This window comes from Pseudomonas sp. CLCA07 (genome assembly GCF_053615335.1).
The window spans coordinates 864,305-878,943 of sequence record NZ_CM132131.1 but is presented as its reverse complement, the minus strand read 5'-3'; the positions used below and the strand labels follow the sequence as shown (position 1 = coordinate 878,943).

Here is a 14,639-nt window from a genome sequence, read left to right as displayed (position 1 = left end):
CGCATTAGCGACCATTCAGTGCTATTAACACCCCGACAACCGGTCGTCCGCCTGTCAGTTCTTACTGAATCGATCGTCTAGAGTTCCGTTAGCGCTGCCGACCCCGGCAGCACTCCCCATTGCAAGGACGATCGCCTAAATGTTGATTACTCAAGCATTGACAGCCGTTGCTCTAACGCTTGCGGCCGCGGCCGTTTTTCCCCTGGCCAGCCAGGCTCAACCGAAAGTCACGCCCGAAGAAGCGCATGCCATCGGCGTTGAAGCCTACCTGTATTTTTATCCGCTGTTGACCATGGACATCACCCGCAAGCAGTTCACCAATATCGAACCCGGCAAGGAGTTCGGTAAAGGCCCGATGAACATGTTTGTGAGTGTGCCGGAGTACCCACCCGTGAGTTTCAGAGGTGTGGTGCGGCCGAACTTCGATACGCTGTATTCCATCGCCTGGCTCGACTTGACCAAAGAGCCATTGGTGATTTCCGCGCCGGACACGGCAGGGCGCTTTTATCTGTTGCCGATGCTCGACATGTGGAGCGACGTTTTCGCGTCGCCCGGTTGGCGCACGACTGGCACCCAGGCCAGTCAGTTTCTGGTGACACCGCCGGGCTGGACCGGAACGGTGCCGGCGGGATTGAGTCATTTACCGGCACCGACGACTTTTGTCTGGATCATCGGTCGGACCAAAACTGACGGGGAAGCCGACTACGCGGCGGTGCACAAGATTCAGGCGGGCTACACCGTGACGCCATTGTCGCAGCTGGGTAAAAAAGCTGAACCGGTCACCGTGAAAATCGACCCGACGGTGGACATGAAAACGCCGCCGAAGATTCAGGTCGATACGATGTCGGCGGCCAATTATTTTGCCTACGCCGCCGAGTTGCTCAAAATGAATCCGCCTCATCTCACCGACCAGCCGATTCTGGCGCAGATGCAACGCATCGGTATCGAGGTGGGCAAATCGTTCAACATCGAGGCACTGGATCCGGCCGTTAAAGCCGCGCTGCAAACCGCGCCCGAAGAAGCGCAAACGCTGATGAAGTGGAAGGTTGCCTCGCTCGCTCCTGTGGTCAACGGCTGGTCGATGAACACCGACACCATGGGCGTCTATGGCAACTACTACCTTAAGCGCGCGATCGTGGCGCAGGTCGGTTTGGGAGCGAACTTGCCCGAGGATGCCATTTATCCGCTGAACATGGGCGATGACCAAGGCAAGCCACTCGATGGGGCCAACAAGTACGTGCTGCATTTCGATAAGGGTGAAGCGCCACCGGTGAACGCTTTCTGGTCGATCACGTTGTACGATCCGGAAGGGTTCCAGGTGGGCAATACACTCAACCGTTTTGCGGTCAGTAGCTGGATGCCGTTCAAGACCAATGCCGACGGTTCGCTGGATATTTATTTCCAGAATGAAAGCCCCGGCAAAGACCTTGAGGCCAATTGGCTTCCCGCCCCCAAAGGTGCGTTCAACTTGACCATGCGCTTGTACGGCCCGAAATCCGAGGCGTTGACCGGTAAGTGGAGCCCGCCCCCGGTCAAACGACTGTGACGATCGGGTAGCGAAAACAGGCCATGAACTGCTTCATGGCCTGTTTTTATTCATTCAGCTGCCGGTTCCACTCCCGGCACCTCCGCCCCGACACCTTTAATTGCCTGCAGCGTCTGCCACGGCAACTATCCTCGACACGGATACCCACAGTCGCTATCTGGAAGCGGCGGTGCACGGCGTGCTGGTGGGGTGTCTGTACCTGCCCAATGGCAACCCGCAGCCGGGGCCGAAGTTCGATTACAAACTGGCGTGGTTCGAGCGGCTGATCGCCTATGCCAAGGATCTGCAAAGCAGCGAGCATCCGGTGGTGCTGGCGGGTGACTACAACGTGGTGCCCACTGATCTGGACATCTACAACACACGTTCCTGGCTCAAGGATGCGTTGCTGCAACCGCAAAGCCGCGAGTGTTATCAGCGCTTGCTGGGTCAGGGCTGGACTGACTCCCTGCGCCATCTGTGCCCGCAGGATCGGCTTTACACGTTCTGGGATTATTTCCGACAGCACTGGCAGACAAATTCCGGGCTGCGGATCGATCATCTGTTGTTGAACCCGGCGCTGAGTTCGTATCTGCAAGAGGCGGGGGTCGATGCCTGGGTGCGCAATGAACCGCATGCCAGTGATCATGCGCCGACGTGGATTCGTGTGAGCTCGCGCAAGCGACATTGACATTGATGAGAGCGGTGATTGGCGAAATCAATTGTCAGTTGCACTGCTTTATCCCTTATACATGGCGACCATCGGCGGAGAGATCCGCGGCCCATGCATAAGGACTGAGCAATGAGCGAGCCACGCCTGCCCCACCTTGCGTTGTATCTACAGCGTCTGGGCTTCGACGCGCCCCCGGCACCGACCCTGGAAACCCTGCGCCAGCTGCAGCTGCGCCACACAGGTGAATTCGCGTTCGAAAACCTCACCACGTTGTCGGGCGAACCGGTGCTGATTGACCTGCCGTCCATCGAGCAAAAAATCCTGTACGACGGTCGAGGTGGTTACTGCTATGAGCTCAACAACCTGTTCCTGGCGTTGCTCCAGGCATTAGGCTTTGATGCTCACGGCATCACCGGCCGGGTAGTGATGGGCCAGCCCGAGGGCGCGTGGACCGCTCGCACGCACCGCTTGAGCCTGGTCACGCTGGACGGCGTGCGTTACATCACTGACGTCGGTTTCGGCGGCATGGTCCCTACTGCACCGCTGATGCTCGATACCGAAGCCGAACAACTCACCCCCCATGAACCGTATCGCATTGAACGGCATGAAGACGGCTACACCTTGCGTGCCAACATCGGCGGCGAGTGGCGGGCGATGTACATCTTCGACCTGCAACGCCAGGAAGACATCGATTACACCGTCGGCAACTGGTACGTCTCGACCCATCCCGAGTCGTCGTTTGTCCGGCAACTGATGGTTGCGCGGACCGGGGAGGGCTGGCGCCGTACGCTGAACAACGGCAGTTTTGCAATACATCGGGTCGGTCGCGAAAGCGAACGGCGGCAGGTGGTGGATGTGGATGAGCTGATCGGGTTGCTGAAGGAAGAGTTCGGGATCCGGGTGCCGGAACATGAGGGTTTGAAGCGAGTGCTTGAGCGGTTGCTCCGCCCAGACTGAGCCCGCGTTTTTTGAGACTCCGCAGGGGGATAACTCAAGGCGCCATCACTCGATGAATTTCACTGAGAACCTCGGATAATTTTTTTTCGAGGTTCTTCAGCTCGGAGGCGGTTATCCCTTCTTTGAAATGTCCGGCATTCGCGAAAGCGGCACGCTGGTCGAGCTCGGCGGTTGTTTCCCTGTGATTGAGCAGTGCCTGACGCAAGGTGTTGTTGATCACTGTCTGATAGCCAAATCCCTCGCTCTCGGCAAGTGAGCGAGCCGCCTCTATGACGGCATCATCGAGCATGATGGTGATTCTGGTTTTGCCTTTGCTGGAGGCAACAGCCCCACGTTTGGCATTGCTGAAGTCGTATTCGTCTTTCATCGGTCAATCCTCCATGTACCGTCGGCGCTCGTTTTTGGTAGCGATGCGCGCGGAAATGATTCGAACGAAATTCGGATCTCGATAGGTATACGCAACGACCAACAAGCGACCCTTGGCATCCATCCCCATGATGATCCACCGTTGTTCATCCTGGTGGTGGTCTTGAAGCGTAAGTGCTCGCTCGTCACAGAAAACCGGCTCTGTTTCTGAAAGGCTGATGCCTTGGTGCTTTAATTTGTTGGCTGCGTTTTTTGCCTTGTGAAACTGAATTTCGAATGGCTTCATTATGCATACTTTATATGTATAAGCGAGAGGCGACCGTGCCGGCGGTCGCTGGGAATGCCAAAGCCTAGTGGGGAATGTGGAAGGGCCGCGTCAGGATGTATTTCAAAATTTTTGAGGGGAGGAAAGCCGCACAGCTAAGGGCGAAATGAACAACTGGTCATAATCTGAATGATAAGTTGTATACAACTCTATAGACATTTGTCCTCGGTCTTGAATACAGTGTGCGCATAACAAAAACCAGGGAACCCCCCAACCATGAAAACGCCCCATGTTTCACACCAACGGCCTGAGGATGAAAACCTTGGGATCGGCGCGAATATGGCTTACGGCCTGCAACATGTTCTGACCATGTACGGCGGCATCGTCGCGGTGCCATTGATCATCGGTCAGGCGGCCGGGCTCTCGCCGGCGGACATCGGTTTGTTGATTGCTGCTTCATTGTTTGCAGGAGGGCTGGCGACGTTACTCCAGACCCTTGGTTTACCGTTTTTCGGTTGTCAGTTGCCGCTGGTACAGGGCGTATCGTTCTCTGGCGTCGCGACCATGGTGGCGATTGTCAGCAGTGGCGGGGAGGGCGGGTTTCAGTCGATTCTCGGGGCGGTGATTGCCGCATCGTTGATTGGCTTGTTGATCACGCCGGTGTTCTCGCGCATCACCAAGTTCTTCCCGCCGCTGGTCACGGGCATTGTGATCACCACCATCGGCCTGACGCTGATGCCGGTGGCTGCACGCTGGGCCATGGGCGGCAATAGCCACGCACCAGACTTCGGCAGCATGGCGAACATTGGCCTGGCGGCAGTGACGTTGGTGTTGGTTCTGCTGCTGAGCAAGGTCGGTAGCGCGAGCATCTCCCGATTGTCGATTCTGTTGGCGATGGTCATCGGCACGGTCATCGCGGTGTTCCTTGGCATGGCGGACTTCTCGTCTGTTACCGAAGGCCCGATGTTCGGCTTCCCGACGCCGTTCCATTTCGGCATGCCGACCTTCCACTTCGCCGCCATCCTGTCGATGTGCATCGTGGTCATGGTGACGCTGGTGGAAACCTCGGCGGACATCCTCGCCGTCGGTGAAATCATCGGCACCAAAGTCGACTCCAAACGCCTGGGCAACGGTCTGCGCGCCGACATGCTGTCGAGCATGTTTGCGCCGATCTTCGGCTCGTTCACCCAAAGCGCCTTCGCCCAGAACGTCGGGCTGGTGGCGGTGACCGGGATCAAGAGTCGCTTCGTGGTCGCCACGGGTGGTGTGTTTTTGGTGATTCTCGGCTTGCTGCCCTTCATGGGCCGGGTCATCGCGGCGGTGCCGACGTCTGTCCTCGGCGGCGCCGGTATCGTGCTGTTCGGCACCGTGGCGGCCAGTGGTATTCGTACGCTGTCCAAAGTTGACTACCGCAACAATGTCAACTTGATCATCGTCGCCACCTCCATCGGTTTCGGCATGATCCCTATCGCTGCACCGAACTTCTACGACCACTTCCCAAGCTGGTTCGCGACCATCTTCCACTCGGGCATCAGTTCGTCGGCGATCATGGCCATCGTGCTCAACCTGACCTTCAACCACCTCACGGCCGGTAACTCGGATCAGCAGTCGGTGTTCGCGGCCGGTACTGAGCGCGTGCTGCGTTATCAGGATCTGGCAGCGTTGCGTGAAGGGGATTACTTCAGCGAAGGCAAGCTGCATGACTGCGACGGGAAAGAAATTCCGGTGGTGGAGATGGACCACGGACATGGAGAACCGCATGCGGCGCATGCGAAAAGTAGTGAGCATGTCTGACAACATTCAAGGCTTGGCAATATGAAAAAGGCGTCCTTTGGGGACGCCTTTTTTATTGTCCGAATTGCGCTCTGGCGACGGAGTTGACCAAGCGGGCTTCGGCTGCCACTGTCATCAAATGTGAAGTCACTGACGTCAAATGAAAAGCAGTCGACGTGCTCGTGGCGATACTGGTTTCCCTGCGAAACCCCGTTTACACATCCAGCCTGGCGGGGGAGAGCTGTCAGTTGCATCTCAGTAAAACAATTATAGAGAGCGCAAAATGAAGTTCAGTTTTATAGATAACAGCAAGCCGAGCCGCCGGCGCGTTCTGCGCGATGCCTTCACCCTGGCAGTGGCGGCCTCTCCATTGGCAAGCCTCGCCAAGGCAGCCGACGAAACCAAGGCGGCCGACCAAACCGCCGAAGAAGTAACCTTTGCTGCTGGTCCACGGCCGCTGGTGCAATACCCGCAAAAACGCCCGTTGACCCTGGTGACCACGCGCCCGCCGCACCTTGAGACGCCGTTCCCTGTCTTCAACGAAGGGCCGATCACGCCGAATGACGCCTTTTTCGTGCGTTACCACTTGGCCAATTTCCCTACCAGCATCGATCCGGATACTTACCGTTTGACGATCAAGGGCTCGGTCAACACGCCGCTGTCGCTTTCCCTGGCAGAACTCAAGTCTCTCGCCGAACCGGTAGAAGTGGTGGCCGTCAATCAGTGTTCGGGTAACAGTCGTGGCTTCTCGATGCCGCGTGTGTTTGGCGCTCAGTTGGGTAATGGTTCAATGGGTAATGCCCGCTGGGTGGGAGTACCACTCAAGGCGGTATTGGAAAAGGCCGGTGTGAAAGCCGAAGCCAGGCAAGTGACCTTCCGTGGGTTAGATAAGCCAGTGCTGCCGAGCACACCGGAGTTCATCAAGGCCCTGGACATCAGCCATGCCATGGACGGTGAGCCCATGATCGCCTGGTCAATGAACGGAACCGATCTGCCGTTCCTCAATGGCTACCCGATACGTCTGGTGGTGCCAGGCTATTTCGGCACGTACTGGGTCAAGCACCTGAGTGAAATCGAAGTCGTCGACCATACCTTCGATGGTTTCTTCATGGCGAAAGGTTACCGCCTTCCGGACAACGATTGTTTATGCATCGCCCCCGGCACCACTGCGGCACAAACCAAACCGATTTCCAAATTGGCGATACGCAGCTTCATCACCAGCGTTAAACATGGCGATGTGTTGCCGCTGAAAAAAAACGTGGTGCTCAAGGGCATTGCGTTCGACGGCGGTGTTGGCGTCAACAAGGTGGAAATCTCGATCGACGGCGGAAGTAACTGGCGCGAAGCCAAGCTTGGGCAGGACCTTGGCCGTTTCTCCTTCCGTGAGTGGACGCTGCCGATCACCTTTAACAGCAAGGGCGCCACACAATTGATGGTGCGAGCCAGTAACAGTGCGGGCGAGACGCAACCGCTGCGAGCCGACTGGAACCCTGGCGGCTACCGCCGCAATGTCGTAGAAACCAGCCACGTGACTGTCGCCTGAGGGGCCTGCATGAAACTCATGAAACGCATGACCACTTTGCTGTGCGCGGCTCAGGTTTGTTTGGCTACGCTGGCTAGTGCAGCGCCACTGTCGATCACGTTGCCGCCGGAAACGGCTGTTCTCAAGCCCAATGCTTTGCCTGGTTATCAGTTAGCCCAACAGAAATGTGCCACCTGCCACTCAGCCGATTACATCAACTTCCAGCCTCCTGGCATGAGCCTGGCGCAATGGACGGCAGAAGCGGGCAAGATGCAGAAGGTGTATGGAGCTCCGATCAGCGATCAGGATGTGAGCATGATCGGCGCCTACCTTGCAGTGACCTACGGCAGTGCCCGTGCGAGCGATGCCGATGTGCAGGCGGCCTCGAACCCGTCGGCAAGCCAGCCCCCGACGGCGCCTGTCGCAAAACCCGATGCCATGGCTTTGCTCCAGAACAACGCCTGTCTGTCCTGCCACGCAATCGATCATAAGGTCGTAGGCCCGGCCTATCACGATGTGGCTGCCAAGTACGCCAATGACCCGCAGGCGCTGGCCAAGGTAACGTCCAGCATTCAGCACGGTGGTACCGGCAAATGGGGGGAAATCCCGATGCCGCCTTTCGCGCAGTTAAGCCCGGACGATCTGAAAACCCTGACTACGTTTATATTGCAGCAGTAAGTTCAGTCCCGGCTCATCTGAGCCGGGAACCTGCTCTCTGACGGCTGTATCGGCTGCGTAAAAACGCATGCACGTTTTTAAGGTCCGCGCTTATCCTCTGCTCTTGCAAGGTGGCTGAACAAACACATAATTCACGCAAAAGCACCGCTTTCAGGCTGATATCTGTTACTGCAAGCACCCAAAAGCGTTTTTACACAGCCTCGACCCGAAGCGGACCCTCATAGGGGAGGCGACAGGGTCGATGAGCTTGGCCGGGTGCACTCGCACCGCAAGGACTGTCAGGACCGTTGTATAAGAAACCATTGGCGTGCCGCAATCCATCCACCATGGCTTACGAATGGATCGGTGACGAGGAATTCAGTTGGCCGCGTTGAAGTTCCGGTTAAATACCACCACGTCGACGTGGGAAGGATTCTTGGCGAAGAGCTCAGGTAAACGCGTATTAAGCTCCTCTCGTTTCTGCGCTGCGGCTCCCTTGACTGCGGCGGCCAGCGCCGGACGCATTTGATCAGCGGTGTAATCGCAGCAGTACGCTGGAGTGCATGGTTGTTGGCGCCACGAATCCTCGAGGCTTCCGCTGTCGACTGGCTCGAAGCCAACTTCATCGACTAGCTTCATCACGAGAGTTTTCTGACGGGCATCGTCGCCAGCGACGGCGACTCCCAGACGACCTTCCGACCCTTTCGGCTTACCAAGATTTTCCAGCGAGTAAGCCAGAAGATTGTTGAAGGCCTTGATGACCGGTCGGCCGAGCTGCTCGCTGACCCAGACACTCTCCGTTTGACCAGATTCCAATGCGGGGATCTGCGCGTCTCTCAGGCCTGGATAGTAGTTGCTGGTGTCGACCACCGGAACCGAGGATGGCAATGCGGCCAGCAGGTCTTCTGGAAGCGTTGCGATTGCGGGTAGTGGGATGGCAAGCATCACTGCATCAGCGCCGTCGATGGCATCTTTGAGGTCGGTGGGGATGACGCCTGCCTCTTTAGCAAAACTGCTCACAGCAGCCTTTCCGCGGGAGTTGGCCACGCGGACCTCATGGCCTGCAGCGGCGAGTCGACGGGCAAGGTTCCCGCCGATAGATCCGATTCCAACGATAGCGATTTTCATAGTCCCTCCAAGGATTCAAAGTCCGGATACGATATTGTCGCTGCTGCAAAATTCGCAAGAACCGACGTTTTTGTCTGTAACACACCAAAAGGTAAGTATCGATGGATCGTGAGTGGGAATGTGAGAACCCATTACGGCGTCAGGCCTGGTCTGCCGCCATCAACGCTACGCTTCGCGTGCTGGAGGGGAAGTGGAAGATCGTCATCATCAATGAGCTGATGGCCGCCAAAGGCCGGCCGCTTCGATTCTCTGAACTGGAGAAGCTCATTCCCGATGTCACGCAGAAGATGCTTATCCAGCAGTTGAAGGGGCTCCAACAAGACGACATCGTCCACCGAACGGTTTACCCAGAAGTGCCTCCGCGGGTGGAGTACGCCCTGACAGAGCTTGGTCATGCACTTGCCCCTACCATGACAGGGCTTATCGACTGGGCCGAACTCCGTCACCAGCACGATGCAAAGCGCGTCGAGACCACTTAGCGACGTAGAATCTTCGGGCTGAGAGGAGGCACTCGCCGATAAACCTAAAAAAACGGCCGGTTACGCGACCACTGCTAGACGTTTGGCAATTGCTCCGGCTTGCGAGGCCCGATAGCCGGCGAAGGCGGCTTCTTTACCTCGGCGCAGACGGCCAAACATCCTTCGGAATGGACGGTTTGTGACGATATTGCAATTTGGTCATAAGTTGTCAACCCGCTTTGGGATGCGTAAGCTGCTCGCATGAACCAGCCATCCGTTTCTTCTCCCAGCGCCCGCGGCCCAGCCGATCACGACATTCGAGACCAGATTGTCGCGGCGGCCAACGAGCATTTCAGTCAGTACGGTTACGGCAAAACCACGGTTTCTGACCTGGCCAAGGCCATCGGTTTTTCCAAGGCTTACATCTACAAGTTCTTTGAATCCAAGCAGGCGATTGGTAACGCTATCTGTACCAATTGCCTGACGGAAATCGTTGCAGCTGTGGAGCAGGCCATCAATGCAGAAGGCATCTCGCCGACTGAGCGTTTTCGGCGATTGGTCAAAACCCTGATCGCTACCGGTGTGAGCCTGTTCTTTAACGACCGTAAACTCTATGACATCGCGGCGTTCTCCGCGTCGGAGCGCTGGCCGAGCTCGCAAGTCTATGACGCTCAGATCAAGAACTTCGTGTTGCAAATCGTGCGTGAGGGGCGAGAACTCGGCGAGTTTGAACGCAAGACACCGTTGGACGAGACAGTAGAAGCGATTCATCTTGCTCTGCGGCCCTACATCAATCCTCTGCTATTGCAGTACAACCTCGATTTTGTTGAAGAAGCCCCTTCGCTCATCTCCAATCTTGTTCTGCGCAGCCTAATGCCTTAAGCCGCAGCTGACGGATGGGCTGCCATCCGTATCAACGTGCGCGCCTTTAAAACCGGATCTCTAACCTTTCTGCGTTGCTCTGATCAACAGGGCGGCGTTCATTCACTTAAGTTGTGACTATTGACAGAAATGGTCACTTGAATAAGCATGAGGCATCCGCTACTGAGAGGTCTCTATGATCCAGCGCCCCCACCTGTTATTCATTTTCATTGGTTTGTTGCCGTTTGCCCTGACGGCCTGCAACGAGGCCACGCCTGCAGATCCTCGCCTTCAAGTGCCCTTGGTGCGCATCGGCGTGGTTCAGCCCTCCGCGCCTGCGGCACGGGTATTCACCGGTATCGTCGCGGCTCGAGTTCAGAGCGATCTCGGTTTTCGGGTACCTGGGAAGGTCTTGGAGCGTTTGGTGGATGCTGGACAGAGTGTCAAGCGCGGGCAGCCCCTTATGCGAATCGATGCCAACGACCTGACGCTGACCGCGCGGGCACAGCAGGAAGCGGTACTGGCCGCCATGGCCCGAGCTCGGCAGGCCTCCGATGACGAGCGTCGCTACCGTGATCTGGTGTCCGTCGGAGCGGTATCTGCTTCAGCTTACTCAGGGTTCAAAGCGGCCGCCGACTCGGCGAAAGCCCAACTCAACGCTGCCCAAGCCCAGGCTGATGTGGCGAGAAACGCGACCGGTTATTCGACGTTATTGGCTGATGCTGATGGGGTTGTGGTGGACACCTTGGCTGAGCCGGGGCAGGTGATTGGCGCAGGTCAGGTGGTGGTGCGTGTTGCCCACTCAGGGCAGCGCGAGGCGGTGATCCAGTTGCCCGAGACGTTACGTCCTGCGCTGGGCTCGGCGGCGACGGTTGAGTTATACGGCCAGCACCAGGCTGCAGGTAGCGCGCGTTTACGCCAGTTGTCCGACTCTGCCGACCGACAGACCCGAACGTTTGAAGCGCGTTATGTGCTGGAGGGGGCGCTCTCCAACGCCACCCTGGGTTCGACGATCTCAGTGGTTATCGCTGACACGGATGTTGCTGATGCCAAGGAATTACAGGTGCCCGTGGGGGCCCTCTACGACGCCGGTAAAGGCCCGGGGGTCTGGGTGGTGGGCGGGGAACCGGAGCAGGTGGCATGGCGCCCGATTAAAGTTCGCAGCCTGAATAATGAGGCCAGCGTGCGCGTGACGGGTGATCTGCAGGTGGGTGAACGTGTTGTCGCATTGGGTGCTCACTTGCTGAGTGAGGGAAAGAAGGTCAGGACTGAACTCGCCGATGCTCCGCAAAACTCAGTGGTTGAGGTAAGTCGATGAGCGGCTTCAATCTTTCGGCGCTGGCCGTACGCGAGCGCTCAATCACCCTGTTTTTGATCCTGCTGATTTCTGTGGGTGGGTTGTACGCCTTCTTCAAACTGGGGCGTGCAGAAGACCCCGCATTCACCATTAAACAAATGACGGTGGTCACTGCCTGGCCTGGGGCGACGGCCCAGGAGATGCAAGACCAGGTGGTAGAAAAGCTGGAAAAACGCATGCAGGAACTGCGTTGGTACGATCGGACCGAGACCTTTACCCGGCCCGGCTTGGCATTCACCACGGTTTATCTGCTCGATAGCACGCCGCCCTCAGCCGTCCAGGAGGAGTTTTACCAGGCGCGCAAAAAAATTCTGGATGAGCAGAAGGGGTTGCCGTCTGGGGTGATCGGCCCGATGGTCAATGATGAGTATTCCGATGTCACCTTCGCGCTCTATGCGCTCAAGGCCAAGGGCGAGCCGCAACGCCTGTTGGTGCGCGAAGCCGAGAGCTTGCGCCAGCGTCTGTTGCATGTGGCGGGTGTGAAGAAGGTCAACATCATTGGTGAACAGGCCGAGCGCATTTTTGTCGAGCTGTCGTATGAGCGTCTGGCGACACTAGGTATTTCCGCACGAGACATCTTCAGTGCGTTAAACACGCAGAACATGATGACTCCGGCCGGCTCAGTTGAAGCGAAGGGCCCACAGGTTTTTATCCGCCTGGATGGTGCGTTTGATGACCTGCAGAAGATTCGTAATACCCCACTGACGGTGCAGGGTAGAACCCTCAAGTTGTCCGATGTGGCTGAGGTCAAGCGCGGTTATGAGGACCCTGCGACGTTCCTGGTACGCAACAATGGCGAGCCGGCATTGTTGCTCGGCGTGGTAATGCGCGATGGCTGGAACGGTCTGGATCTGGGGAAATTGCTGGAGGCTGAGGCGATAGCGATCAATGAGCAGATGCCCTTGGGCATGAGCCTGACCAAGGTCACGGATCAGGCGGTGAACATCGGCGCATCCGTCAGCGAGTTCATGATGAAGTTTTTTGCTGCCCTGGGCGTGGTGCTGCTGGTGTGTTTTCTCAGCATGGGCTGGCGTGTCGGCGTTGTGGTTGCCGCGGCGGTGCCGCTGACCCTGGCGGCCGTGTTCATTGTCATGGCGGCCACGGGCAAAGACTTCGATCGAATTACCCTGGGCTCGTTGATTCTGGCGCTGGGGCTGCTGGTGGACGATGCAATCATTGCCATTGAAATGATGGTGGTGAAGATGGAGGAGGGCTACGACCGAATCAAGGCCTCCGCTTATGCCTGGAGCCACACGGCCGCGCCGATGTTGTCGGGGACGTTGGTGACGGCGATCGGCTTTATGCCCAACGGTTTTGCCAAATCGACCGCTGGTGAGTACACCGCGAATATGTTCTGGATCGTTGGCATTGCGCTGATCACTTCCTGGGTGGTGGCCGTGGTGTTTACCCCTTACCTGGGCGTCAAACTGCTGCCGCAGATCAAGGTGCCTGAAGGCGGGCATGCGGCGATTTACGGTACACCGAACTACCAGCGTTTCAGGCGCGTGCTAGGCGGTGTGATCCGCCGCAAAGGTCTGGTGGCTGCATCTGTCGTGGGCTTGTTTGTTGTTGCGATTCTGGGCATGGGCGTGGTCAACAAGCAGTTCTTTCCAACGTCCGACCGACCTGAGGTGCTGGTTGAGGTGCAGATGCCTTACGGCACCTCTATCGAACAGACTGATGTGGCGGCGGCCAAGGTCGAGGCGTGGTTGGCTCAGCAGCCGGAGGCCAGGATCGTCACCGCTTACATTGGCCAGGGCGCGCCGCGCTTCTATTTGGCGATGGCACCTGAGCTACCCGATCCATCCTTCGCAAAAATCGTCGTCCTGACCGCGAATCAGCAAGAGCGTGAGGCGCTCAAGCTCCGCCTCAGACAAGCCGCGGCCGATGGCTTGGCGCCTGAAGCTCGGGTGCGGGTGACGCAGTTGGTATTTGGTCCTTATTCACCGTATCCGGTGGCCTTCCGGGTGATGGGCGCCGACCCCGCGATGTTACGAGATATCGCCGCGCAGGTGCGCGAGGTCATGACCGCCAGCCCCATGATGAGGACAGTCAACACCGACTTGGGCGAGCGCACACCAGCGCTTCATCTCACGCTGGATCAGGATCGCTTGCAAGCTTTCGGCTTGACCTCGACCGATGTCGCGCAACAGTTGCAATTCCTGCTCACGGGAGTGCCTGTCACCGAGGTGCGCGAGGACATTCGTTCGGTTCAGGTGGTCGCTCGCTCGGCGGGAGAGACGCGTCTGGATCCGTCGAAAATTGCCGCCTTCACGCTGACCGGCGCCCAAGGGCAGCGCGTGTCGCTGTCCCAGGTGGGGGCGGTGGATGTGCGCATGGAGGAGCCCATTCTGCGACGTCGTGATCGTACGCCGACGATAACCGTGCGCGGTGACGTGGCTGAAGGTCTTCAGCCACCCGATGTCTCTAATGCCTTGATAACGCAGTTGCAGCCCATCATCGAAAAACTGCCGGCGGGCTACCGCATTGAGTTTGCCGGCGCGATCGAGGAGTCGGGTAAAGCGAACAAGGCATTGCTGCCGTTGTTCCCGATCATGATCGCGCTAATGTTGCTGACCATCATCATTCAGGTGCGCTCGATGTCGGCAATGATGATGGTGTTCGCCACCGCGCCTTTGGGCCTGATTGGTGTGGTGCCAATTCTGCTGCTGTTCCAGCAACCGTTCGGGATCAACGCCTTGGTGGGACTGATTGCCTTGTCTGGGATTCTGATGCGCAACACGCTGATCCTCATCGGCCAGATTCACTCCAATAAGCAAGCCGGCCTGTCGCCTTACAACGCCGTGGTCGAAGCCACTGTGCAGCGCGCGAGGCCCGTGATTCTCACGGCGCTGGCGGCAATGCTGGCGTTCATTCCGCTGACTCATTCGGTGTTCTGGGGAACGCTGGCGTACACCCTGATTGGCGGTACGTTTGCCGGCACAGTGCTGACCCTGGTGTTCCTGCCAGCGATGTACTCTCTCTGGTTCAAGATCAAGCCTGAGTCCGCGCATGAGCTTGCAGCGAGCACTCATGTGGCTTGATATCTACGTGCGGCTTGGCCGAACGGCAAGCCGCGTCGGAGATTGAAGCAGTAGTG

General features: G+C 57.7%; 12 protein-coding genes and 1 pseudogene. 10 read left to right on the top strand and 3 right to left on the bottom strand.

Annotated features, from left to right (window positions below; all coding sequences use genetic code 11):
- Positions 1-139 precede the first annotated feature (139 nt).
- The 3 genes and pseudogenes from ACWGZX_RS04105 to ACWGZX_RS04095 all read left to right on the top strand — a co-directional run bounded on the left by ACWGZX_RS04105 (position 140) and on the right by ACWGZX_RS04095 (position 3,152).
- Positions 140-1,546 (top strand): DUF1254 domain-containing protein, encoded by a 1,407-nt coding sequence (locus ACWGZX_RS04105; protein WP_452627387.1) that lies wholly within the window; start codon positions 140-142, stop codon positions 1,544-1,546.
- 133 nt (positions 1,547-1,679) lie between these two features.
- A pseudogene (locus ACWGZX_RS04100) lies at positions 1,680-2,213 on the top strand (exodeoxyribonuclease III); the annotation flags it as partial.
- Between the two features lie 111 nt (positions 2,214-2,324).
- Positions 2,325-3,152 carry an arylamine N-acetyltransferase family protein gene (locus ACWGZX_RS04095; protein WP_452627386.1) on the top strand — a complete coding sequence of 276 codons (828 nt, stop codon included), beginning with the start codon at positions 2,325-2,327 and terminating at the stop codon, positions 3,150-3,152.
- A gap of 34 nt (positions 3,153-3,186) precedes the next feature.
- On the opposite strand, the gene ACWGZX_RS04090 is transcribed toward ACWGZX_RS04095, so the two are convergent.
- Together ACWGZX_RS04090 and ACWGZX_RS04085 are read right to left on the bottom strand one after the other, a co-directional pair.
- The gene (locus ACWGZX_RS04090) at positions 3,187-3,519 is read right to left on the bottom strand and encodes a BrnA antitoxin family protein (protein WP_223521053.1); all 333 of its coding nucleotides are present in this window, start codon (positions 3,517-3,519) and stop codon (positions 3,187-3,189) included.
- Positions 3,520-3,522: 3 nt separating this feature from the next.
- Positions 3,523-3,804 carry a BrnT family toxin gene (locus ACWGZX_RS04085; protein ID WP_452627385.1) on the bottom strand — a complete coding sequence of 94 codons (282 nt, stop codon included), beginning with the start codon at positions 3,802-3,804 and terminating at the stop codon, positions 3,523-3,525.
- A 255-nt stretch (positions 3,805-4,059) separates the two neighbouring features.
- Here ACWGZX_RS04085 and ACWGZX_RS04080 point away from each other — a divergent pair, with 255 nt between their 5' ends.
- From ACWGZX_RS04080 to sorB, 3 genes are all read left to right on the top strand, one after another.
- Complete coding sequence (locus tag ACWGZX_RS04080; protein ID WP_223521050.1) at positions 4,060-5,577, top strand: nucleobase:cation symporter-2 family protein; 1,518 nt, start codon at positions 4,060-4,062, stop codon at positions 5,575-5,577.
- 262 nt (positions 5,578-5,839) lie between these two features.
- On the top strand, positions 5,840-7,099 hold the full coding sequence (gene sorA, locus ACWGZX_RS04075) for a SorA family sulfite dehydrogenase catalytic subunit (RefSeq protein WP_452627384.1): 1,260 nt from the start codon (positions 5,840-5,842) through the stop codon (positions 7,097-7,099).
- A gap of 9 nt (positions 7,100-7,108) precedes the next feature.
- Positions 7,109-7,756, top strand: a complete 648-nt coding sequence (gene sorB / locus ACWGZX_RS04070) for a SorB family sulfite dehydrogenase c-type cytochrome subunit (protein WP_452627383.1) — start codon at positions 7,109-7,111, stop codon at positions 7,754-7,756.
- 357 nt (positions 7,757-8,113) lie between these two features.
- Here the strand turns inward: sorB and ACWGZX_RS04065 are convergent, their stop codons facing one another.
- Complete coding sequence (locus ACWGZX_RS04065) at positions 8,114-8,863, bottom strand: NADPH-dependent F420 reductase (RefSeq protein ID WP_452627382.1); 750 nt, start codon at positions 8,861-8,863, stop codon at positions 8,114-8,116.
- Positions 8,864-8,964: 101 nt separating this feature from the next.
- On the opposite strand from ACWGZX_RS04065, the gene ACWGZX_RS04060 reads away from it, so the two are divergent.
- The 4 genes from ACWGZX_RS04060 to ACWGZX_RS04045 all read left to right on the top strand — a co-directional run bounded on the left by ACWGZX_RS04060 (position 8,965) and on the right by ACWGZX_RS04045 (position 14,583).
- Positions 8,965-9,342, top strand: a complete 378-nt coding sequence (locus ACWGZX_RS04060; RefSeq protein WP_452627381.1) for a winged helix-turn-helix transcriptional regulator — start codon at positions 8,965-8,967, stop codon at positions 9,340-9,342.
- Between the two features lie 240 nt (positions 9,343-9,582).
- Positions 9,583-10,203, top strand: coding sequence for a TetR/AcrR family transcriptional regulator (locus tag ACWGZX_RS04055; RefSeq protein ID WP_223521041.1), 621 nt, complete (start codon positions 9,583-9,585; stop codon positions 10,201-10,203).
- 175 nt (positions 10,204-10,378) lie between these two features.
- A complete protein-coding gene (locus ACWGZX_RS04050) occupies positions 10,379-11,500 on the top strand; it encodes an efflux RND transporter periplasmic adaptor subunit (protein WP_452627380.1) in 1,122 nt (373 codons plus the stop codon).
- Complete coding sequence (locus ACWGZX_RS04045; RefSeq protein ID WP_452627379.1) at positions 11,497-14,583, top strand: efflux RND transporter permease subunit; 3,087 nt, start codon at positions 11,497-11,499, stop codon at positions 14,581-14,583. The genes ACWGZX_RS04050 and ACWGZX_RS04045 overlap by 4 nt, the downstream gene beginning before the upstream one ends.
- Positions 14,584-14,639 lie beyond the last annotated feature (56 nt).